This window comes from Lentisphaera profundi (assembly GCF_028728065.1).
GTDB classification, from domain to species: domain Bacteria; phylum Verrucomicrobiota; class Lentisphaeria; order Lentisphaerales; family Lentisphaeraceae; genus Lentisphaera; species Lentisphaera profundi.
This window is the reverse complement of the sequence record NZ_CP117811.1, coordinates 1,390,547-1,412,958: the sequence shown is the minus strand read 5'-3', so window position 1 is coordinate 1,412,958 and position 22,412 is coordinate 1,390,547. Positions and strand designations below refer to the sequence as shown.

At 40.5% G+C, this 22,412-nt stretch carries 15 protein-coding genes and 2 pseudogenes; 13 read left to right on the top strand and 4 right to left on the bottom strand.

What is annotated here, in order from left to right:
* Positions 1-97 precede the first annotated feature (97 nt).
* Positions 98-1,642, bottom strand: a complete 1,545-nt coding sequence (locus PQO03_RS05640; RefSeq protein ID WP_274148549.1) for a sulfatase — start codon at positions 1,640-1,642, stop codon at positions 98-100.
* A gap of 116 nt (positions 1,643-1,758) precedes the next feature.
* Positions 1,759-2,822: pseudogene (locus PQO03_RS22080) on the bottom strand (glycoside hydrolase family 43 protein).
* Between the two features lie 395 nt (positions 2,823-3,217).
* On the opposite strand from PQO03_RS22080, the gene PQO03_RS05625 reads away from it, so the two are divergent.
* The 3 genes from PQO03_RS05625 to PQO03_RS05615 all read left to right on the top strand — a co-directional run bounded on the left by PQO03_RS05625 (position 3,218) and on the right by PQO03_RS05615 (position 6,915).
* Positions 3,218-4,324, top strand: coding sequence for a helix-turn-helix domain-containing protein (locus tag PQO03_RS05625; protein ID WP_274148544.1), 1,107 nt, complete (start codon positions 3,218-3,220; stop codon positions 4,322-4,324).
* Between the two features lie 248 nt (positions 4,325-4,572).
* Positions 4,573-5,133, top strand: a complete 561-nt coding sequence (locus PQO03_RS05620; protein ID WP_274148543.1) for a flavodoxin family protein — start codon at positions 4,573-4,575, stop codon at positions 5,131-5,133.
* A 540-nt stretch (positions 5,134-5,673) separates the two neighbouring features.
* On the top strand, positions 5,674-6,915 hold the full coding sequence (locus tag PQO03_RS05615; RefSeq protein ID WP_274148541.1) for a hypothetical protein: 1,242 nt from the start codon (positions 5,674-5,676) through the stop codon (positions 6,913-6,915).
* Between the two features lie 41 nt (positions 6,916-6,956).
* On the opposite strand, the pseudogene PQO03_RS22075 reads toward PQO03_RS05615, so the two are convergent.
* A pseudogene (locus PQO03_RS22075) lies at positions 6,957-7,136 on the bottom strand (helix-turn-helix domain-containing protein); the annotation flags it as partial.
* Between the two features lie 415 nt (positions 7,137-7,551).
* Here PQO03_RS22075 and PQO03_RS05610 point away from each other — a divergent pair.
* The 7 genes from PQO03_RS05610 to PQO03_RS05580 all read left to right on the top strand — a co-directional run bounded on the left by PQO03_RS05610 (position 7,552) and on the right by PQO03_RS05580 (position 14,432).
* Positions 7,552-7,740, top strand: a complete 189-nt coding sequence (locus PQO03_RS05610; RefSeq protein WP_274148539.1) for a hypothetical protein — start codon at positions 7,552-7,554, stop codon at positions 7,738-7,740.
* A gap of 227 nt (positions 7,741-7,967) precedes the next feature.
* Positions 7,968-9,302: an MFS transporter gene (locus tag PQO03_RS05605; RefSeq protein ID WP_274151792.1), complete on the top strand. Its 1,335-nt coding sequence runs from the start codon at positions 7,968-7,970 to the stop codon at positions 9,300-9,302.
* Positions 9,299-10,033, top strand: a complete 735-nt coding sequence (locus tag PQO03_RS05600; protein ID WP_274151791.1) for a type II secretion system protein — start codon at positions 9,299-9,301, stop codon at positions 10,031-10,033. Before PQO03_RS05605 ends, PQO03_RS05600 begins: the two co-directional genes overlap by 4 nt.
* Before the next feature lies 1 nt (position 10,034).
* Positions 10,035-11,159 carry an endo-1,4-beta-xylanase gene (locus PQO03_RS05595; RefSeq protein WP_274151789.1) on the top strand — a complete coding sequence of 375 codons (1,125 nt, stop codon included), beginning with the start codon at positions 10,035-10,037 and terminating at the stop codon, positions 11,157-11,159.
* Entirely contained in the window at positions 11,156-12,496 is a 1,341-nt protein-coding gene (locus tag PQO03_RS05590) for a sulfatase family protein (protein WP_274151787.1), read from the top strand. The genes PQO03_RS05595 and PQO03_RS05590 overlap by 4 nt, the downstream gene beginning before the upstream one ends.
* 2 nt (positions 12,497-12,498) lie before the next feature.
* Entirely contained in the window at positions 12,499-13,920 is a 1,422-nt protein-coding gene (locus tag PQO03_RS05585; protein ID WP_274151785.1) for a sulfatase, read from the top strand.
* 167 nt (positions 13,921-14,087) lie between these two features.
* Positions 14,088-14,432, top strand: a complete 345-nt coding sequence (locus PQO03_RS05580; protein ID WP_274151783.1) for a hypothetical protein — start codon at positions 14,088-14,090, stop codon at positions 14,430-14,432.
* A 583-nt stretch (positions 14,433-15,015) separates the two neighbouring features.
* On the opposite strand, the gene PQO03_RS05575 is transcribed toward PQO03_RS05580, so the two are convergent.
* On the bottom strand, positions 15,016-15,729 hold the full coding sequence (locus PQO03_RS05575) for a type II secretion system protein (RefSeq protein ID WP_274151781.1): 714 nt from the start codon (positions 15,727-15,729) through the stop codon (positions 15,016-15,018).
* A 204-nt stretch (positions 15,730-15,933) separates the two neighbouring features.
* On the opposite strand from PQO03_RS05575, the gene PQO03_RS05570 reads away from it, so the two are divergent.
* The 3 genes from PQO03_RS05570 (at position 15,934) to PQO03_RS05560 (ending at position 22,395) form a co-directional block, all read left to right on the top strand.
* Entirely contained in the window at positions 15,934-17,382 is a 1,449-nt protein-coding gene (locus PQO03_RS05570) for a sulfatase family protein (protein WP_274151780.1), read from the top strand.
* Between the two features lie 10 nt (positions 17,383-17,392).
* Positions 17,393-18,877 carry a CehA/McbA family metallohydrolase domain-containing protein gene (locus PQO03_RS05565; RefSeq protein WP_274151779.1) on the top strand — a complete coding sequence of 495 codons (1,485 nt, stop codon included), beginning with the start codon at positions 17,393-17,395 and terminating at the stop codon, positions 18,875-18,877.
* A gap of 323 nt (positions 18,878-19,200) precedes the next feature.
* Positions 19,201-22,395 (top strand): chondroitinase family polysaccharide lyase, encoded by a 3,195-nt coding sequence (locus PQO03_RS05560; protein ID WP_274151777.1) that lies wholly within the window; start codon positions 19,201-19,203, stop codon positions 22,393-22,395.
* Positions 22,396-22,412: the final 17 nt, after the last annotated feature.

Below are 22,412 nucleotides of genomic sequence, written 5' to 3'. Positions count from 1 at the left end.
CCTCCGGTAAGTCTTTAACTAAGTTGTAAATAAATCATGGTGATTTCTCTGCGATTTGATTTATAAGCGAATGGTAGAGAACACAATATTAATGGCCTTATTTAAAACGATTTTGTCCTACTTTAATCATTGCCTCGAGCTCACGACGTAAGTCTTCCTTAATTTGCTTATATTCAGGGGTTTTTACGAAATTAATGGTTTCCTCGGGATCTTTTTCGTAATCATAAAGTTCCTCATCGATGACCGGCCCGTCCATTTCAGCTTTCTTGTGATCTAGGGCTTTCCATAACGTATAGCGATAACGCTTGGAACGCGCGGTATAGCCCATCACATGCTTACCGTTAATTTGTCGAGGATACTGGGCCATCTCTATAGACTTTACTGTAGCCTTTATATCATTGAGTATCGGAACCAGACTTTTCCCCTGTAGATGCTTGGGTTTTTCAATACCTGCTAAATCACATAGCGTGGGATACATATCAATTAAGCCTACCGGAGCATTTGAACTTTCCCCCGCTTCTTTGGTATGGGGAGCTGCAATAATCAGCGGCGAACGTACCGCTTGTTCAAAGTTAGAATGTTTACACCAGAGACCATGGTCACCTAGATGAAAGCCATGGTCACCCCAAAGACATATGATTGTACTCTCGGTCAATTTGAGTTGATCTAACTTATCAAGAATCAGTCCGACCTGAGCATCTATGAAAGAAACACAGGCAAAATATCCATGAATAATTTCTCGTTGATAGTCATCCGAAAAAGGCAACTTTTCTTTTAGGGAATACCCATGTAATTCACCCATAACTCCAAAAGCATGTTTGGGGATACCCTGCCCTTTTTGCTGATAAGCTAATTTAATACCCTCACGAGAATACATATCCCAATACTTTTTAGGCGCGACAAAAGGAAGGTGAGGTTTTTGAAAGCCAACTGAATAGAAAAAAGGCTTATCCTGGCGGGAAAACTCTGCGAGCATACGCATTGCCACAATAGCTTTCTGACCATCTGAATAAGCGATATCTGGGTAATCTTCCTTTTCCGTCAAGGGACGTAAGCCTTGTGTAGCCAAAGCTTTCTTGAGCTCATCTTTGTTATTTTTATATTTTTCTTCGAGTTCAGCTATTTTCTTTGTCCTATCACTATTTCGATAACCACCTTTTTGATGTCCATATTTTTTGTAGGGCATGACATATTCTCTATAAGGAATCGACCACGAGAGCTCATCTCTTTTTCCATCCACCGTTCGACTATCAAATGTCTTGCCAATACCCGTCGTAATATAGCCATTATTTTTAAAATGCTGAGGAAGAGTTAGTACACCTGGATTAGCTACTCGCATTTTGGGCGAGAAGTGAAATACTCGCGCCGAATCAATATAAAGTCCACTCATCACGCTCACTCGTGAGGATCCGCAAATTGCATACTGACAATGGGCATTATTAAAACTCACGCCCCGTGCCGCTAAACGATCGAGGTTAGGAGTATGAATATGTTTTTCACCGAAGCTATTAATAAGGGGCTTAAAATCATCCACTGGAATGAACAAAACATTCATTTTTTTTGACAAGTCTGCAGCAACGCCCCATTGAGTCAGCATTATTAATAGCAAGCTATAGGTCACTGTCTTTATTGAAATCCTCATATTTTTACAACCCTAATTTTTTATCTTTTGAAAGTGATTAGACTCTATAAAAACAAGAGTAAATGATTTGGTGAAATCACAGAAAAACGGGAGCACTACGTTTAACAAGTCTTGAATTAACTATTATAGTAAGGGCTTATTGTTGTGATTGAGCCATCTTCATCATGAAGAAGTTCAGTCATTTTTATATTGCGCAGATGGGTCTGACCACCAGAAAGCATGCAGTCGTGATAAAAAAGATACCACTTACCTTCAAATTGAGCGATTGAATGATGTGTTGTCCAGCCCAAGACCGGCTCTAAAATAACGCCCTGATAAATAAAGGGGCCGTAAGGTGAATCACCTGTGGCATAGACAATCTTATGCGTTTCACCAGTTGAGTAAGAGAAGTAATATTTATCCTTGTGTTTATGTACCCAGGGACCTTCAAAGTAACGGCGATCGGTATCTCCCGCCAATAAGGGATTCTCTTCTTGATCGAGAATTTCGATTTCCTTGACCTCTTCGTCAAAACTTATCATATCATCTGCTAATTTTGCTACACGGGGATTGAGTGCTGGCTCATCATCTGCGGGGTAAATATCTTCACCACGTTCATTATTACGCCACTGCTGTAGTTGCCCCCCCATAAGCCGCCAAAGTACATATAATAACTGGCATCATCATCCTGAAGTATTGCTGGGTCAATACTATAAGCTCCCTTGATATGATTCTCTTCAGGTATAAATGGCCCTGCTGGATCATCTCCGACCGCAACGCCAATCGAAAACACACCATCATTACGCCTCGCTGGAAAATAGAGATAGTATTTACCATTCTTCTCCGCTGCGTCTGGAGCCCACATTTGACGATCTGCCCATTTCACATCTTTAACATCGAGCGCTACACCATGATCAGTCACTTTAGCAAAGGGCTTCTCAAGTGAAAAAACGTGGTAGTCTTTCATATCAAAATGATCACCATCATCATTGAGCGGTTGATTTGTTTCAACATCATGTGAGGGGTATATATAAATCTTATCATTAAAGACATGTGCAGAGGGATCTGCTGTATACATATGCTCCACTAAAGGTGCTGATTTTGGCTTCAGTGTGGAGGCCCTAAGCAAATCCTTTTCAGTCACCAACTCGGCATCACTCTTTTGTATATTTAAGTCATTTTCATGGACTAGATCATTCATAGTTTAATTCCTTTTTCTTTTTCTGGTGAGCTCCGATTCAGCACCCTTTGACTAAGGCCTGTATTTTGGTCTATAATAGGCCGTCTCGTTCATCATCATTTTTCTTATTGATCTAAAGCTAAGCCCTATCCGCAAAACACACAATATATATAAATGATCAAAAATTTAATAAAAATGAAACACTTAACATAAGTCTATAGCTGCTCATCCCATCTCCAGATTTATTTATAATAAGGCTTGCGATGATGATTAAAATCAAGCTAAATCACACTAATAAAAATGGTAATAGTGATTCGTAAATTAAAATATTAAGCTATAGTTTAATCATAAATGAAACATCGGGGCACTTCAATGGACAGTAATACACAGGTGAATACAAAAAAATTCTTCTAGCATTGGACTGGTATGATAACAGAATCCATCAAGGAGTTGCTAAAGTTGCCCAAAAGTATGGCTGGGACTTACTTTGTTTACATAAAACCCAAAATCAGCAAGGCATTCCAGCTTGCTGGCGTGGAGATGGTGCTATCACCCTGATTAGTCATAAAGAAACGGCACAGTTTTTTAACGACCACAAAATCCCGGTCATCGACTTGGGTTTGGAACAACACGGATTGCGGGTGCCTCGTGTGGTGACCAATAATAAGATGATCGGAGAAATGGCCGCTAATCATTTTTTAGAACGAGGATTTACAAATTTTTACGTCCCTTTCGAATGTGGCCTTCCTATGTTTGAAGAACGTAGCGAATCTTTTAAAAATACACTCAAAAAAGCCGGCTACGAATGCCAAGTCTTAAACTCGCCAAACATCTACGATGAACACCTCTTCAATCACTCCTCCGATTGGTGGAAAAAGAAACTTCCCCAACTACAATTCCCCGCTGCACTTTTTGCCTTTGAAGATAGCTGGGCAGCACAATGGTTAGCTCTGCTCGAATCCATTGGTTACAAGATACCCTCAGAAGTTGCTATTTTAGGTGCAGATAACGATCCACTTATTTCTACCGCCTCACATATTTCCCTTAGTAGTATTGATACCGATCAACACGGACTCGGTGTCAGGGCTGCCGAAGCTCTGGAAGTGTTGATCAGTCAAGCTCAGTCAGGCTCTCTATTATTGATAAAACATGACCCTCTCAATACTATAACTCGCGCAAGTACCGATGTCATTGCTTCTTCCAATCCTGTAGTGAACCGTGCACTAGCCATCATTTATGATGATATCACGATTAATGCATCAGGCTTAGCTCAAAAAATGGAGATGTCTGTACAGGGTCTACAGCGCTCTTTTCGGGGCCATTTCCACATGTCACCCGGACAGATTATTCGTCAGTTGCGACTGCGACGTGTCAAATACTTACTCATCCACAGTAAGATGAGCAGTGAGGACATATCCCGTCAAACGGGCTTTTACTCAATTCAGGCACTCCACCTATTTTTCAAACGAGAAACAGGTATAACTCCGGGTGCCTATAAGCGCTTAAAAATATCCCCATCCTAACTAACTTTCGGTGAAACTCGGATTTCTGACTAAAATCCCAGAAGATTAAAAATGCGGTTCGCTTATAATCCAGGGTCAAGAATAATCAGAACACGATGCAACTTTGCCATCTAAAGGCTAATCACTCTGCAGTTCATCTTGAAATAGTGTGTTTCATTTATATGAATTAAAATTCAATTATCGCAATAGATTAAACACTTTATTCCAGTTATATATAGTATATATATATTTATAATAGGTATTATAAGATGAGCAATATACTCGTACTTTACCACTCTCGTGGCGGTAACACAAAAATCATGGCGAATACAATCGCCGCGGGCGCTTCTGAACTCGAAGGAACTACAGTTCGTGTTCTATCTACTGATGAAGCTAGTTTCGATGACCTCAAATGGTGCGATGGCATCGCACTTGGTTCGCCAACCAACTACGGCACTATTTCCGGCAAGATGAAATGCTGGTGGGACGAGCTCCCTCCCTCAGGCTGGGGTAGTATAGATGGCAAAATTGGCTGTGCTTTCAGTTCTTCTGGCGCTTGGGGCGGAGGTGCTGAACTGACTTGCATGACCTTAATGACTATTTTAATGAATTACGGCTTCCTCACCTTTGGTGTCACTGACTACGTCGATCAACAATTTTCACCTCACTACGGTAGTATCTCGGCTAGCTCACCTGATGAAGAACGTGTACAAAAATCATGCCACCGCCTCGGTCGTCGACTTGCCGAATGGGCTTCAACTCTCATTAATGGTCGCCAGGACCATCATCCGCTCAAACAAGACTACAAGCGCTTCAATCATAAGGAGTAAAAATGGCAGCCTGCTTAACGATGAAGATAATTTAGCAAGTCAATCCTAATCGATGTTTCACTTTGATTAATTAACCAATCATTTATTATAATTGGTGATCTTTTTGAATAGCTATATGTTTATCAATATTGAGATAACTAAACATAAGGATTATTCATGCGGGAAAATGTATTCACGCTCGTCGAATTTGATACCTCAAATAAAGGGCCTGCTTTCACTACAAAAAATAGTATTCGGCTCTATCAACCCTTAGTTCCCTCTAATTAGGAGAGTTCTATGTTAGCTTTAAAACAAAAAGATATATTTCGCTATTGCCTAGGTAATTTTGGGGTTAACCTTAACTTTCAACTCATTGGCTTTTATCTCGCCTATTATCACCTGCGGCCTTTAGAGAGATTGTAGAATCACACTACCTGGCTTTAGAAAAAAAAGCAATGACAGTTCTAGATACAGCTTTGATAGTCTCGGCTATTTCTAGACTTAACACTTAGTCTTATAATAAAATATATGACCTTGAACTAAACAATATAAGGACGTCAAATGGGAACTTTAAATAAAAAAATTTCAATTATAGCACTAGTAATATTTATGTCTATTAATCTTCATTCAACTGATGAACAACTTTTTTCAAAAACAAAGAGCTTTGATAAATATGGTGGTTACCTAAATATTAAAAAGAAGGCAAAGGGATACTTTTATTTGGATAAATACAAAGGGAAGTCTTTTTTAATCACTCCTGATGGTCATGCTTTCTTAAATATTGGATTGACTCACACGATGAATGTAAGCAGTAAACAGGACTCAAAAGTTGATTATCTGGAACATCATTGTAGTGGAAGTATGGATTGTGCAAATAATGAAATATTTAAAAATTTTAATGATTGGGGTTTTAATAGCTTGAACTATGATCACGATTCAAGTACGAGAGTCAGGATTCCCTTTATGGCCAGTTCCTATCCAACGGGTAAGGTAAGTTACTGGAGAGGAAAGAGCGTTGAGTTTCCAGACGTTTTTAGTTCAGAGTGGAAGAAACAATCAACAGCTATCCTTGAAAGAATGAAAAGAAATTATGGGGAAAATCCATTTATGATTGGGATTTACTGGTCAGATATGCCTAGTTGGGATTTGAAGGATACGAAAAAGGTGGCGGGCCGTACTTGGGTAGATGCCATACGGAGTCTACCAGAGGGGAGCGCAGGCAAAAGAGAATATGAAAAGTACTTAAAAAACAGGGGGGATGCCGCCAATGATCAGGAGTTTTTAGTGATGATCGCAAGAGAAGTTTATTCTCATATTGGACCTATTACCAGAAAACTTTATCCCAATTCACTCATTTTTGGTGAACGTTATGCAGGAAGGTCGCTGGTCTATGATGTGATTAAAGAGGCTTTGCCGTATATTGATGTAATATCAGTACAACCAAGTGAAGAACATTTTAATCAAGCCAAATTTGAGCACCTGTACAAAGAAATGAAAAAACCGATTGTCATTTGTGATCACGCTGTTAGTTTTAAGACAAAAGATTTTAAAAAAATCATGTGGAAAACAGTAGAAAATGAAGAGATTGCCTCTCAAAGTCATCTCAGTTATCTCGAGGCGATGAAACTACCTTTTATGATTGGTTATAACCGATGTCAATACATCGATCGGTTTAAGAAAAATAAGGGCGGGGGGACTTTAAAACAAGGTCTTATCCGAGATGATGGCACGCCTTATGAAGAAATGGTGAACAAATTAAAAGGCTTAAACTGGCAGAATCATCAATACTTTTTAAAGCAATGATTTGGTTGATTTCATCGATCGTCTCCATAGACATTGATGGTTTATTTAAATTTTGAAGATGATGCTTTAATGAATTTCTTAAAAACTCTAGAGAAGTGATATCTGTTTTGAAAGCCCGTCATGCTTGCAATTTCTTCTATATTTAACTCTGAGTGATGTAGGTATCCACAGGCCTTATTAATGCGAATATCGTTGATGTATTGGTGAGGTGTAGTTTTTAGAAATTTTTTAAATTAACGGATCACCCTTTGAATGCTTGACTCTCAGAAGTGTTCGGCATCTAAAATGCTCTAATCAGAGGAGTCACAGAGAAAAAACATGAATGTTTTTCAGCGCTGCGATAAGAGAGTCAAAATTCGCGATTTTCTTATTAGAAAACCTATCGAGCCTCCTATTGCGCCGTAGTTATCCATATTGCCTAAACAAGGGTGTCGGCTGGCTTCAAAACCAAAACATAGCTCTATGTGACCCTGTGGTAGCCTAGGTCACTCCGGATGCAAATCCTTGATTAACAGTGACAAACAACAACTTTGATTATTGTGGTGCCATCTTATCTTCTTGACTATGAGTAAGATAAATAAAATAGAAGAACGTGAGCTGAAGCGCGGGTGTTTACTTGGCGAGTTCCGGAAGTCTGTGACGAAGGAACTTAAGCATCACCCTCGACATACATCGGAAGATGATCCACGTCGTAAATTACACTACCTCGAGTACGCGTCAGCAATTCTGTTTACGCTTTTTAACCCTGTTGTAAAATCAATGCGTGGACTCTGTACGGAAAGCAGCCTGCTAAACGATGAAGATAATTTAGTAAGTCAATCCTAATCGATGTTTCATTTTGATTAATAAACTAACCATTTATTATAATTGATGATCTTTTTGAATAGCTATATGTTTATCAATATTGAGATAACTAAACATAAGGATTATTCATGTGGAAAAATGTATTCATGCTCGTCGAATTTGATGCCTCAAATAAAAGGCCTGCTTTCACTAAAAAAAATAGTATTCGGCTCTATCAACCCTTAGTTTCCTCTAATTAGGAGAGTTCTATGTTAGCTTTAAAACAAAAAGATATATTTCGCTATAGCCTAGGTGATTTGGGGATTAACCTCAACTTTCAACTCATTGGCTTTTATCTCGCCTATTTTTATACTGATGTCTTTGGAATTTCAGCCGCTCATGTGGCAGGACTCTTTTTAGTAGCTCGAATCTGGGATGCGATCAATGACCCCATCATGGGCTTCATTGCCGATCATACCAAATCTCGTTGGGGTCGTTTTAGACCCTACATATTATTTGGTGCTATCCCACTCAATCTCATTTTACTCGCCTGTTTTTACACTCCCGAGCTCTCTGATACTGGCAAGGTAATTTACGCCTATGTAACCTACATAACCCACGGTATCTGTTTTACCCTCGTAGCATTGCCCTATTCATCCATAAGTGCTGTTATGACCCAAGATCAACAAGAACGCGCCGTTATCTCTACCTATCGAATGTTTTTTGCTGTAGTCATTGCCCTCGGGATCATTGGCGTTGGTGTCAAACCCTTCGTCAATCTATTTGCCACTGAACAGCAAGGTTTCTTTGTCGCAGCTTGTGTATTGGGAGCGAGTTCGGTCATCCTCTTATGGATTTCGTTTTTCTTCTCTAAAGAACGTGTCGAAGTACCCGCGGAGAAGTACCATCTCAAAGATATCATTCCCATCATCTTTAAAAATGATGCCTTACTCGTTTTGGCTGGTGCGATGCTGCTAAATACCGCAGTTTGGGTTACAGGCAACGCGGTCGCACTCTATTACTTTAAATACGTTCTGGGTAACGCCGATCTACAATCCACTTTCTTTATGGTGATGCTTCCCGCCAATATGTTAGGTGCCTTGGTCACCCCTTTTATAACCAAGCGTTTTGGCAAGCTCAAAACTTTTATGTGGGCCAGTCTTGGAGTCGCTATCTTCTCTTTATCACGTCATTTCATTCCCGATGATCAACTCACACTTATTTTTGCCGTTTCGGGAATAAGTTCATTTGCTATGATGTTTTGCTCTATCGCTCAATGGGGTATGTTACCTGACACAGTAGAGTATGGCCATTGGAAAACCGGTCAACGTTCAGAAGGTATTCCCTTTGCCTTTTTCTCCTTTATGCAAAAATCTGCCATGGCATTAGCAGGTAGCGTGGCGGCTTACGCTATGTTTCTAAGTGGCTATGAAGCCAATACGGTACTCACTGCAAGTGCGGATAGAACTATACGCTGGCTCTTCAATATTGTACCAGCGGTTTACTCCACCCTCTGTTTCATCGTACTTTTATTCTATAAAATTGATGGCCCACTCTACAAAAAGATTATCACTGAACTTTCATCTAAAGAGGATAAATCATGAAGTCTACTTACAATACTAAACAACGATTCACCCTTATAGAACTTTTAGTTGTTATCGCAATCATTGGGATCTTAGCATCTCTTTTACTCCCCAGTCTAGGCAAGGCGCGCCAAAAAGGCATGACTGCAGTCTGTCAATCCAATCTAAAACAACAGTCCATTGCCTTTTCCATGTATAATGATGACTGGGGAACTTACCCCGCACCTTGGGATAGGAAAAGTTCTTTCGGTGGTAACTACAATTTTGCTGCTCGTTGGTGGTCACCTCTAGGTCCTTATATAGGCCAAGCAGATTGGGGTTATAATAAATCTACTGAAGTTAATAATAACCCAATGGCTGAAACCAATATCTTACACTGTAACAATGCGGATATTGATCAGATGTTGTACGGCGCTGATAAAAATAATGTTTATGGTTACGGTATGAACCTCTTTCTTGCTGACGATGGCACCTTAGATTGGAAAGAACTCTATATCACCTACCCTGATCCAAACACTATTATCAAGCCTACGCTCACGACTTTAAACGCCGATGCACGCACAACTGTTTTGGGCTTTAGTAATGATTTATCAAGTTCTAATTTAAATGAATTTTATATATTTGATCGTATTCGACATGATAATGGCGGCAATAGTTTATTTATCGATGGTCATATTTCATGGCAAAGAGAATCGAGTGCTTTTGCTAAGTATGAAGCTTATGGTAATGATTATTGGAAAGGAAATTATTAGAATGCTTATACGTACTCTATTACTTTTAAATTTAAGTTTTTGTTTAACCGCAAGTTCCCTCAAAGAAGCTTTTAAAGATAAATTTCGTATCGGCAGTGCCATAAATATCCAAGAACAACTTATTCAACACCCAGAAAAATTTGAAGCTCTTATAAAAAAAGAATTCAATAGCCTAGTTGCGGAAAATGCCATGAAATGGGAGGCCATCAATCCACAAAAAGGCGTCTATGATTTTAAGTTCGCCGATGCCCTCGTCAATTTTGCCCAGAAAAATAATATGCAAGTCGTGGGACATGTCTTGTTTTGGCACAGCCAGAATCCTGATTGGTTATTTAAAGATGATCAGGGTGAAGCTGTAAGCAAGGATGAATTGCTCAAACGCATGCGTTTTCATCTCACCACATTACACAAGCGTTATGGCAATAAAATTCAATCATGGGATGTAGTTAATGAGGCTATCGATGAAGATGGCTCCGTGAAAAACACACCTTGGAAAAAAATCCTTGGTGACGACTGGATCCTACAGGCTTTTCAAATGGCAGAGGAAGTTTTTCCCAGTTCAACAAAGCTCATCTATAATGACTTCAATGTCTTCAATAAGAAAAAACTTACGGGCATCGTATCTATGGTTGATCAGCTTTTAGCTGCGGGAATTCGCATCGATGCCATCGGAGTCCAAGCTCATTGGGCGCTCGACTACCCCTCCGATAAATCTATCGAGAACTTGATCGGCCAAATCTCCTCGCGAGGTCTCAAAATTGATATATCTGAATTAGATATCGATGTATTACCCATGCCAAAATCTTTTAGCGGCGGCGCTGAAATTACCGAAAACCATAGCTACAAACAGAGTATGGATCCCTACCGCAAAGAATTCCCTAAAGCTAAACAGGAGGAACTCGCTGCACGCTACGCAAATATTTTCAGAACCTTCTTGAAGCACGCCGACAAAATCGATCGCGTCAACTTCTGGGGACTCAATGATCAATTCACCTGGAAAAACCAATGGCCCATCGCCAATCGCAAGAATCACCCCTTGCTCTTTGATCGTAACAATGATCCCAAGCCCGCCTACTTTCGCATTCTTCAAAGCCCTTCAATCCAGTCAAAAGGAGTTACTAAATGATCAAATATATATTCATTGTATTGACTATTCTAAGTCATTTCGCTTTAGCAGCTAAAAAACTAAATATCCTCATCTTCCTAGCCGATGACCTCAGCACTTTCGATGTCGGTTGCTATGGCAATAAAATTGTGCGAACTCCCGCAATCGATGCCCTCGCTACTGAAGGATGTCGTTTCGAAATGGCCTTCACTAGTACCGCCATGTGTACCCCCGCTCGCAGTATGCTCTACACGGGTCTCTATCCTCATCACAATGGCGCACACATGAATCATGGTAGTACAAACAAAGGCGTCAAAAGTTTCGGTCAATACTTTCAACCTTTGGGATACAAGGTTGTTCTCGCTGGGAAAGGACATATTCAACCCGAGAGTGTATTCACCATGGAACGCAAAAAAGAAACCCTTGCTGATATTTCAGAGGTGATCAATGGTGCAGACCCTTTCTGTTTAATTATTGCATCACATGATCCTCATACACCTCATGAAAGCGGCGCTTTTGATGCTCAAGCCATTCCTCTCCCACCTTATCTACCCGATACGCCCGAAATCCGCAAGTCACGAGAAGGTTATTACACCGATATTGAACTCATGGATAAAGCTTTTGCCTCTTACCTTAAAGTACTCGATGATTCTGGTAAAAAAGATAATACCATCACTATTTTTTTAAGTGATCATGGTTCTAGCCGACTCGCTAAGTGGACCTGTTATGAAATTGGTCTACGCGTTCCCATGATCATTCGTTGGCCAAAACACATCAAAGCTCACACAAGCCAACAAGCCATGATCAATTTAATTGATATTCTACCCACGGTATACCAAGCAGCTACTGAAAAGAAGCTCGACAATATAGATGGGAAAAGTTTTCTAAACTGTCTCACAGAACAACAAAATCATCATCGTGACTACATCTTTGGTACTCACACAAACCAAGGTATTATGTCCGGCTTACCCTTCCCAATTCGATCAGTTCGCGATAAACGATACAAGTATATCCAAAATCTAAATCCAGAGGGAATTTCAAGTAATATCATGACTCATAATCAAAGCTTCCAAGCGTACGGAGGTGGTTGGATGACAAGCTGGGCTAAGATTGGTGAGACTGATGATTTTTGGGCCCAGCGCCACAAGCTCATTCTTAAACGCCCTGCGGAAGAACTTTATGATCTCGCTAATGACCCATGGGAATTAAACAATTTAGCAAATGACTCAAAACTTGACTCTATCAAAAATAATTTAAAAATACAACTGCAGACTTGGATGTCACAACAGAATGACACGGGTATGATTGCTGAGCTCAGCGTGAAAAAACGTCAGAAATCAACTAAGAAAGGACATTAAGCATGATTAAAATCCGACTCATCTACTTACTATTTTCTAGCTTTACCTTAATCGGTTTAAGTAATGCCGCAGACCAAAAAGCCAATAACGTACTCTTCATCATTGTTGATGATCTACGACCCGACCTAAATTGCTATGGTAACAAGCAAATTATTTCGCCCAATATTGACCGCATTGCCCGAGAAGGGACACTCTTTCAGCGAGCTTACTGTAACGTCCCCGTCTGCGGAGCATCACGCTCAAGTGTTATGACCGGTTTACGACCCCACAAAAGTCGCTTTATATCCTATAATGCTCAAGCAAAAAAAGAATCTGGTGGTGTCCCGGATCTCGCAGGAACTTTCCAAAGCAATGGCTTCAAAACCATTAGTATCGGCAAAGTTTATCACGAGCACAATGATTATCGCGAATCATGGGACATTAAAGATAGCCCACTGATCACGAGTCCATCTATGCGTGATTATCATCTACCAGAAAATCAGGCAGGTCGGGGCAAGTATAGCTTTGAGGCTCTTGGCCCAGCCACCGAGTGTGCCGATATTCCTGATGAGAAATATTTCACTCATCAGCTCGCTTCTGCCGCTATAGACTATATCCAAAAATCAAATGATAAGCCCTGGTTTATGGCAGTTGGTTTCACCAAGCCCCACCTTCCTTTTGTTGCTCCCAAAAAATACTGGGATCTTTATGATCGCAATGACTTAGAGCTCGCTAAAAATCCTCAAATGCCTCAGGATGCTCCCTCTCAGGCAAAACATAATTGGCAAGAACTCAGAGGTATGTATAATGATATCCCTAAAGATGGCCCCATATCAGATGAAAAAGCATTGGAACTTAAGCATGGTTATTACGCTTCATTAAGTTTTACTGATTCTAATATCGGTCGTATTTTAAAACATCTCGATCAAACAGACAAACGTAAAAACACCACCATCATTCTTTGGGGTGACCATGGCTGGCAACTCGGTGAGCACGGGCTTTGGTGTAAACATGCCAACTTCGAAACCTCGCTCAATACTCCACTCATCATTTCTGCTGCAGGCCATAACGCTACTAAAGCTAGCCAAGCGCTCGTAGAGTTTGTTGATATATATCCCACCCTCTGTGACTTATCGAATATTGAAAAACCTAGCCACTTACAGGGCAAGAGTTTTGCACCCCTCTTACTTAAGCCTAATCAAGATTGGAAAAAAGCTGTCTTCAGTCGTTATCATGCTGGTGACTCGATTCACACGGATCGCTACCTTTATACTGAGTGGCGCAATGATTCAGGCAAGATCACCGCACGTATGCTCTACGATCATCACCGTGATCCTGAAGAAAACTTTAATATTGCTAATAAGCCCGAAAGTCATGCGCTCGTTAAAAAACTTAGTTTAGCACTCAAAAATCATATTGATTCCCTAGTATCTGATCAGCATTAATACGATAATCACCAAATAATATGTCCTCTGGTGACTGTACTCGGACGGACGGATAAGTAGAATTTTAGATTGATCAAAAATTCATTAAATAGCCTCTCACTGTCATGTTTTCATAAGTTCCCCGGTACTCCCTAGTCTCCAACTATAAAATAAATAAGGGAATACCAATGAAATCATTCATTATCTTGGCTTGTGTAGCCACTCAAGTTTACGCTCTCACGCCTTCTGATTTTCAGAATAGTGCTATTTTTCAAAAGTTAGCTGATACTGAGAAAACAGAATTTATCGGCATTTTGAAAGTCCGTAATCGAAGTGCTGAGCAAAAAGCTTATTACTTAGAATTAAAGGATGGCTCAAAAATCCATATCTCCACTAGTGTTGATGCTGAAGCTCTCAAAAAACTAGTGCATCAAGATGTTAAAGTACTCGCTAGGCTAAGAGAAAAAACGACTCATAAAAATGACTTCATTCGTCAAATCTACTCTATCGAAGCTCAAAAAACTGCTATCTAAATACAAACAAACAAACAAACAAAAGCCCCCAAAAGCTATACTTTCGGGGGATTTTTATTGCTTCTCTCTCACTTTCAAGGGACAAGAATTGGGTTTTAATCAATACTTGAAAACACTTTCCGTTCGACAAAGGAAACCCTATAGAGTACCGAATCTCAAGCTTCCCCTACTCTCATAGCTCACGTATCTAGTCCACGCTTTAGAGCCTGTGTAAAAAACACTTTTTAAGGTACAAGGTACCGGCATAAAATAGCGTGTGGCGTGAGCCACACGAATAATTATTTGATGAAAATTAGGGCTCGCGGATGTGAGTCCGGCATCTGTCGGACCCAAGCCTGGGCCCTAGATTAATTATAATCGAGTTTTCATACACCTGACGGTGTACGCTACATTCTAGTGAACTCACACGTGAGCCCTGGGGATTTAGACATCGGTACCCATCTACCTTTCGGTACATGCTAAAATCTATCGGCCCTAATTCAGCCTTTTATTTATTTTTCACACAGGCTCTAAAGCTTGAACTCTGTGTGATACTAGTTTTTGTGCTCCGCTTCAACAGAAAGTGAGAGCGAACCTTTATATTTTAATTCAAGGGATTGAAAAGAATATTTTCTGCTAAAGAATCATTAAAAAGAATAGTTGATGAAACAAAGCCCACATGGCCATCCATGAAAAACACATTAGAACCCTGATTGTGGCGATCTGATACATAAATCGTGCCACCTCCACCGCCGCCGCTGCGACCCCAGTAATAAGTCTTACGAGCATCAACATCATCACCATTACAACCACCTAAGCCAAATTGGCTAACATCTACCGCTTCACCATGATGATTTTCTCCAAGTTTCACATAAGTACTCCAAGCTGTTCCGATTCCCGCTGAGCCCCAATTCCACCCGTAACCCAATTCTCTTTCATCTTTTGAAGGGCACTGAAAAACTGCTGGTGGATCTAGAGGTTCGCCTGCATTTTCTACATGCCAGTAATCTGGTGCTGATAGGCCAACGCCCACTTGGCCATCTAAACCTAAATAAGTCGCCGTTTCCGTAGTGAAATTTTGGCCCCCTACTCCACCCGTATAAACAGACATGGGAAGATAGCCTTTGTTATCGTCTAAATACATATAGGAAGCTGTTACAATAGATTTTAAATTGTTTTTACATTGTGCTGATCGTGCTTTAGCACGTGCTTGACCAAGTGTAGGAAGAAGAAGTGAGCCGAGAATTCCAATAATGGCAATTACAACTAAGAGTTCAATCAGCGTAAATCTTTTTTTACCTATCCATATTTTCTTCATTTGTTAAATCCTTTTATTTATCAATCAATAGGTAGTACCGGCGAAAAACCTTATTCATGACAAATGATAAAAAAATCTTTAAAACTGTATGCATCTCAATATAAAATAATTAATATCCCAAAGTTCATTTACACAAATATATTTCATTCGCCACTGTCACATCAATACTTTTTCTCTGGTAATACCTAAAAACCGGAGAGCCCCATGTCGCAAAAAACTAATATCCTATTAATCACCACTGACGAACAACGTTTCGATGCTATTGGCTGCTTTAATAAGTACAAAGTCAATACTCCGCATTTAGATTCACTCGCAGCTAACGGAGCTTATCACCCACATACATACACAGTCAATTGCGTATGCATGCCCGCACGCTGCTCTTTACTTACAGGGCTTTACTCGCATCAGCACGGTATCATGAATAATCGTGGTGACTTAAATCCCTCACTTAAAACCATGCCTCAAGCCTTACAGAAACAAGGCTATACCACTGCGCTAGTTGGCAAAGAACACTTTTTTGAAGGCTTTTGCGACTTAAAAGAAATGGCTGAGACCACAAAAACGACTTTTGGTTTTGATCATTTTTGGTCCGTGGCAGGAAAATCGATGATTGAGGGATCTCAGGATGAATGGACCCATCACTTAAAAGAGAAGGGACTATATGATACACACATGCAGGACCTCACTTCGCGGATGGACAAAAGGCGCCAAGGGATTTGCGAAGCGAGTCCCACTCATTTAAATGAAGATGATTATGTCGATCACTTAGTCAAAGAAAAATCAATTGATTTTCTAAATGAACAAGCATCACCCTTTTTTCTCTGGACTTCTTTTTGCAACCCACACTTTCCTTTTGATCCACCTAAAAAATACTTAGATAAATATCGTTTAGAGGACATGCCCCTTCCCTTTCAGTGCCCTCCTGATAAAATCAGTTATTTCCAAGAGTATTACCGTGCCTATTTTGCCATGATTGAACAAGTCGATACTTATGTTGGTGAAATCATTGCTACCCTTAAGCGCAATGGTCAATTTGAGAATACTTTAATTGTCTTTACTTCTGATCATGGCGATATGATGGGTGATTTTGGGTTGTTTGCAAAAACCCAAGCCTTCGATGGTGCCACTCGCGTTCCTTTTCTTGCTCACCACCCGCAATTAATCAAAGCAGGCGTTTATAAGCAGGCGACTGAAATCAGCGATGTCTGTGCCACTTTCATTGAACTTGCGGGCTCCGCAAATCTACAAGAAGAACTTCCTAACTCACCTTCTCAATCATTGCTCAAACTTTGGCAGGGAGGCGACTTTCAAAGGCAGTATGCCTTTTCTGAGTTAGGTGGACAATTCAAAGCGCCTTTTTATCTTTTGGCTGATCAAGATTATAAGTTTATTTATTACCCCGAAGATCAGAGCGAGTTGCTCTTTGATTTAAAAAATGACCCCCACGAAGGTGAAAATATCATTTTGCGAGAAACGCAAATTGCCGACAAAATGAGAAAGGCATTGCTCCAGCGCATTGCCGTCACAAGCCCTCCGCACCCTTCTGAATGGATTTATCAGCAACATTATAAAACTGCATCTCTCAACCCAAATCGCTGCCATCATGGCGGTGTTCCCGAGCGTATTAATCGGGGATTACAAAACATAATTTAAGGATCTTATTATGAGTAAAAATAACTTTTATTGGGGCGACCTCCACAATCACAATGAAATCGGCTATGGTGAAGGCACGGTTGAACGCTCATTTCGTATAGCCCAAAACTCACTCGACTTCTATGGCTTCACTCCTCACGCTTTTTGGTCTGATATGCCCAAGAATGATCAAAAGACACGCGATTACCATATTGCTGGATTTAATAGAACTCGTCAGAACTGGGAAAAGGTTCGCGGTATTGTACGCGACTATAATGTCGAAGATGAATTTGTTACTTTCTTGGCTTATGAATGGCATTCCAATACTTGGGGTGATTATTGCGTTTATTTCCCTGATGAAAACGGCGAAATCTGCCGCGCTACTGACCTCGATTCACTCAAAGAGTTTGCTTTGGATAAGGGCTGCTTCATTCTTCCTCACCACGTGGGTTATTATCAGCATTGTCGTAGCCTCAACTGGGCTGAACTCGACTACAAGGTTTCTCCTGTAGTTGAAATCTTCTCCGAGCACGGCAACTCACTTGAGTATCATTCACATAAGACTATGATGAGCCATAGCATGGGCGGCGTCTCCAAGCAGCAAACCGTAAATGAAAACCTCAAATCGGGTCTCAAAATTGGCTTCATTGCCGATACCGATGATCATTGTGGTTACCCAGGTAATTATGGTGAGGGCTTGACTTGTATTGTGGCACCAAAGCTCAATCGTCCCAGCATGATTGAGGCCCTACGTGCACGTCATTGCTATGCGGTGACTGGCGATCGTATCAAGATTGACCTCGCGGTTAACGAAGATTACCTCATGGGTGATATCATTGAGACTGATAAGATTAATCTCGACTTCAAGACCTCAGGTCTCTCTCCCATCAAGATGGTTACACTCGTAAAAAATAGCGAACCCATCAAATTCTGGACCCCCTATACTTCTGAAAAGATTACTTGCCATAAGAAACTCCTAAAACTCGAATGGGGCTGGGATCGTTTTGATCCAGGTCAGACTCATACTGAAGTCACTAAATGGAATCACAAAATTACTATCAAGGGTGGATCAATTGACGATTTCAATCCCTGTCTCTGTGGTGGTGATGGTTCTCTAGTAGAAGAAAATATCTATTCTTGGACAAGTGATTCAGCTCAAATTGATTCCTATACTTCACGAGGCAATATTGAAGCTACTTCTGCAGTAACCCTCGAGTTCAATCAAGCCAAGGATACCACCATCATCATTGAGACTGATGCGGAATTAGAAGATGGTAGCAAGTATCACTTATCCAATGAAGTTCACCTCGACGAGCTCATTGATAAAGATATCCATACACCTATCTACGATTGCTTTGCTGCGCCTAAAATCAAGATCCATAGCACGATTGATCCGCAGCATTACAAGCTCAATAATACTTATTCTGAAGCTTGTCAGAGTGGTGACTATTACTACCTCAAAGTTGAGCAAGAGAATGGTCACGTAGCTTGGAGTTCACCGGTATATATTAAATAGTGCTGCAATAATTTCGCTGTAATATGAGTACGAAGTACTCAATTCGCTGTTTGAGCTGGGCGAAGCCCCTTATCGTCGGATCAAAGGCTGGCAAGTCTTTGCGGGGTGCTCGAGGGGCAGAGCTCCCTCGTGGCGAAGCCCCTAATGGGGTTTGGCGCGGAGTCCCTACATATTAAAATCTATAAATACCTCCGCGAGCGGACTAGCTTCGCAAAAATTCAACAAAAGAATTTGCCCCCTGCTGTCACATCCCACTTTATTCTTCGGTACTCCCTCTTAAGTCACTGCGAACTAAGAAATAAATATCTTCCCAAGGAGTTTTCATGAATAAAATTTTAATATCCTCTATTCTCTTCAGCCAATTAATCTGGGCTGGTACAAGCGTACTCAAAGATGATATAATCACGCAAAAAATAAGCTTTGAAAATACGCAAGAAATTGCTGAGTGGCCGAAAAATTCAAATATGATTTTGAGTAGCCGCCATTCGAAAGATGGGAGCCAATCATTGCAATGGGATATTTCTGCTCATCAAAGTATTAGCCTCACTGACAAAGAACTTCCTGGTTTAGTAGAAGCTTCTAAATTATGGCCTGGTGGTCAGCCAGAAAACTTTGAGCCCAGTTTTTTTAAAGCCGCACGTCATGGCGGAATCAAGCTTTGGCTTTATCGCGAAAGTCCCAATCCCACTGGAGAATTACATTTTGCTGTGGCCGCAAATAAAAGTTCTCTCAATGACAATCCTAAATATCGTTTTTCAATGAAACAAAATTTCACGGGTTGGCGCGCCTTTTGGGTTCACTTTGAAGAAGATGCCAAAGTGGAAAATTATAGTGGTCCGGATCTAATGAAGGCCATAAAAATCACCCCTTCGGCCGACATGACGGGTGATCGTGTATATCTAGATATGCTACAGTTCCTCACTTTCATTTCACGTAAGCGTCATTCAGATCTACAGTATTCTAATAATAAAACACTCGATCGTACAGATTCGTACGAAATCCTAAGTCACTGGAATAACTTATCAAAATTTGGTCCCGAGAAACATCAGTTGACACCATCCCAAGTGCAAAATTTAGCTCAGATCGAAGCCAATCTCGAATTTTTAATCAAGGGCAATCATTTCGGGAAAAACACTGGTGCTAATACAGCTTTACTTAATAGAAAACTATCTTCTATGATTCGTAAATCGAAGACACTGTTTAAGCAATTAAATATTCGACGTCATGATGGAGCCATAAGTGGACTTAGTCTTTTCAGTAGCCGTGATGAACAAGGTGCCGAAAAACGCAAAACTTTTCAAGAACTCGGCCACGAAATATTTTTTCCCATGGCAATGGATTATGCTCTAGAACCAAATGCTAAGAAAAAACAAGATTTAATTGACCTCTTCGACTACTATAGCGACCAAGGTTTTTCTTATGGTTCTTCTCTAGGAACAACTGACCATATCATTCGTCTTAATGCTTATGCTAATAGTGTTTTTCTGATGAGGGATGTTCTCGCTGAGCAGCAAACTCTCGATGAAAAACAAAAAACATTAGAATGGCACACGCGCTTCGGCAAACTCAGTGGCTGGAATAAAAGCCAAGGGGAAAACTCCGACCTTATTCGTGGTGGACTTATCCCCAAACTCATTGCCGTATTGCTACTCGAAAACACTCAGCAAAAACATCGTAAAATGATCGCTCTCAAAGAGTATGTCGAGTGGGCTACCATGGATGCGCCTGGTTATATTGACACGATTAAACCCGATGGCAGTATCTTTCACCACCGAGGGGCATATCAAAATAGTTATGGTGTTCAAGCGCTGACAAGTTTTGCCTTGTTTAATCATCTTTTAAAAGGAACTTCATACGAACTCTCTAGAGTTTCTCAGAAGCAAGTAAGGAAAGCCTTAAAAGCTCAAATCAACTTTGCCGCTGACTTTGAGCTTCACCCAGGGATCTGTGGCCGCTTCCCCTACACTAATAATGGTTTAAGTCGGATGATGGTCCAGGCCTTTGCTTTCATGGCTTTAAATGGCGACGAAATCTGTGATCAAGAAATGGCTAATACTTTTGCGAAGATTTATCACAAGGCCGAATTTGATGATAGCGATAGCTACCACTTCCCTAGTTTAACCTACTATGGTACCTTTGGTACTCTCGAGCGCATGGAAATACTTGCGGATTCAATTGAGAAAAAAGAATCAAATCGTATTGGAGCCAATGGATTCTACGCCTTCCCGTATGCGGGCTTCGCAAATCATAAACGCAGTAATTTCGCCGCTTCCGTCAAGGGTTTTAGTAAGTATGTTTGGGATTTCGAATCAGGTCATAAAGGCGCTAATCCTTTCGGACGTTATGCTTCTTTCGGAGCACTAAAACTTTTCACTGGAACAGATAAAAAAGGTCTTCTCAGCCTCAAGGCTTCTGCCATGGATCTCAATAAATTTAATTGGTCCTACATGCCTGGTGCCACCACCAAAGAACTCCCTATTGAGAAAGCCGCTTACTTTGTTCAAGCTCATCCTATTTATGCTGAGGGTAAGCACCGCAACTATACAGAGCAAACTTTCTGCGGAGCTACCACACTAGGAGCTAATGGTATCTTTTCACTTGATTTGCTTGATACGGTTCCCGCTGATGGCGATGAAGCTCTTTTCGAAAAAGGCTTCAGTGCTAAAAAATCCTATTTCTTTTTTGATAATCAAATCATCTGCTTAGGCAGTGGAATTAATAGCTCAGATTCAAGGTACAATACCATCACTACCCTATTTCAAAATGTATTAAGTAGTGAGGTCCCTGTAAGTGCTTCTTTGAATGGGAAAATCATAAAAGAAAATTCAAAGGGCCACGGTGCCATCCTCAGGGATACTCAAGAGAATTTTTATATCGTCCCTCAGCAATACACAGTGAAAACTAACTTGGGTCAACAGCAAGCTGTTGCTAAAGAACACTTTCGTTCAAAATCCTTCGCAGCGGTACAAGAACACCCCGCAGTGAAATCTTGGATCGACCATGGCAAGGCACCCAACAATGCAAATTATGAGTATTCGATCTTAGTCAAAAGTAATTCTAAACAAGCAAATAAAATTGCCCAGAAACCTAATTATAAAATCCTCCAAAAAGATGCCATAGCTCACATTTTGAAATTTGGACAAAACACCACTGCTTATGCTCTGTTTCAAGCGAACCAGACTGTGGCAGGTCCCTTATTACGTTCAGACACACCGGTGCTTTTTATGGCGCAAGAAAGTGGTGATGAGCTCTTGATTAGTTTAACTGATCCTGACTTACGTTTAGCAAAATGGAATCATAACATGAGTCACATGCCCTTGGATATCACCAATACTCCTGCAGCAGAACATTTTGTCCATTTTGAAGTCCGTGGTTTATGGCAAGTTGCTGCACATGCTGACATCAAAAAAGTTGAACTTAAAGGAGCGAACACTTTAATTACTCTCAGAGTTAAACATGGTCTAAGTAGAGAATTATCATTAAGTCCCATTGCGGATAAACGACAAGTTTCAAAATAATTAGACTAAAAAATACT

Coding starts and splice junctions, on each gene's coding strand:
- PQO03_RS05590 (WP_274151787.1), top strand. CDS start 11,156: ATGATCAAATATATATTCATTGTATTGACTATTCTAAGTCATTTCGCT.
- PQO03_RS05565 (WP_274151779.1), top strand. CDS start 17,393: ATGAGTAAAAATAACTTTTATTGGGGCGACCTCCACAATCACAATGAA.
- PQO03_RS05620 (WP_274148543.1), top strand. CDS start 4,573: ATGAGCAATATACTCGTACTTTACCACTCTCGTGGCGGTAACACAAAA.
- PQO03_RS05595 (WP_274151789.1), top strand. CDS start 10,035: ATGCTTATACGTACTCTATTACTTTTAAATTTAAGTTTTTGTTTAACC.
- PQO03_RS05640 (WP_274148549.1), bottom strand. CDS start 1,642: ATGAGGATTTCAATAAAGACAGTGACCTATAGCTTGCTATTAATAATG.
- PQO03_RS05570 (WP_274151780.1), top strand. CDS start 15,934: ATGTCGCAAAAAACTAATATCCTATTAATCACCACTGACGAACAACGT.
- PQO03_RS05575 (WP_274151781.1), bottom strand. CDS start 15,729: ATGAAGAAAATATGGATAGGTAAAAAAAGATTTACGCTGATTGAACTC.
- PQO03_RS05615 (WP_274148541.1), top strand. CDS start 5,674: ATGGGAACTTTAAATAAAAAAATTTCAATTATAGCACTAGTAATATTT.
- PQO03_RS05600 (WP_274151791.1), top strand. CDS start 9,299: ATGAAGTCTACTTACAATACTAAACAACGATTCACCCTTATAGAACTT.
- PQO03_RS05585 (WP_274151785.1), top strand. CDS start 12,499: ATGATTAAAATCCGACTCATCTACTTACTATTTTCTAGCTTTACCTTA.
- PQO03_RS05605 (WP_274151792.1), top strand. CDS start 7,968: ATGTTAGCTTTAAAACAAAAAGATATATTTCGCTATAGCCTAGGTGAT.
- PQO03_RS05580 (WP_274151783.1), top strand. CDS start 14,088: ATGAAATCATTCATTATCTTGGCTTGTGTAGCCACTCAAGTTTACGCT.
- PQO03_RS05560 (WP_274151777.1), top strand. CDS start 19,201: ATGAATAAAATTTTAATATCCTCTATTCTCTTCAGCCAATTAATCTGG.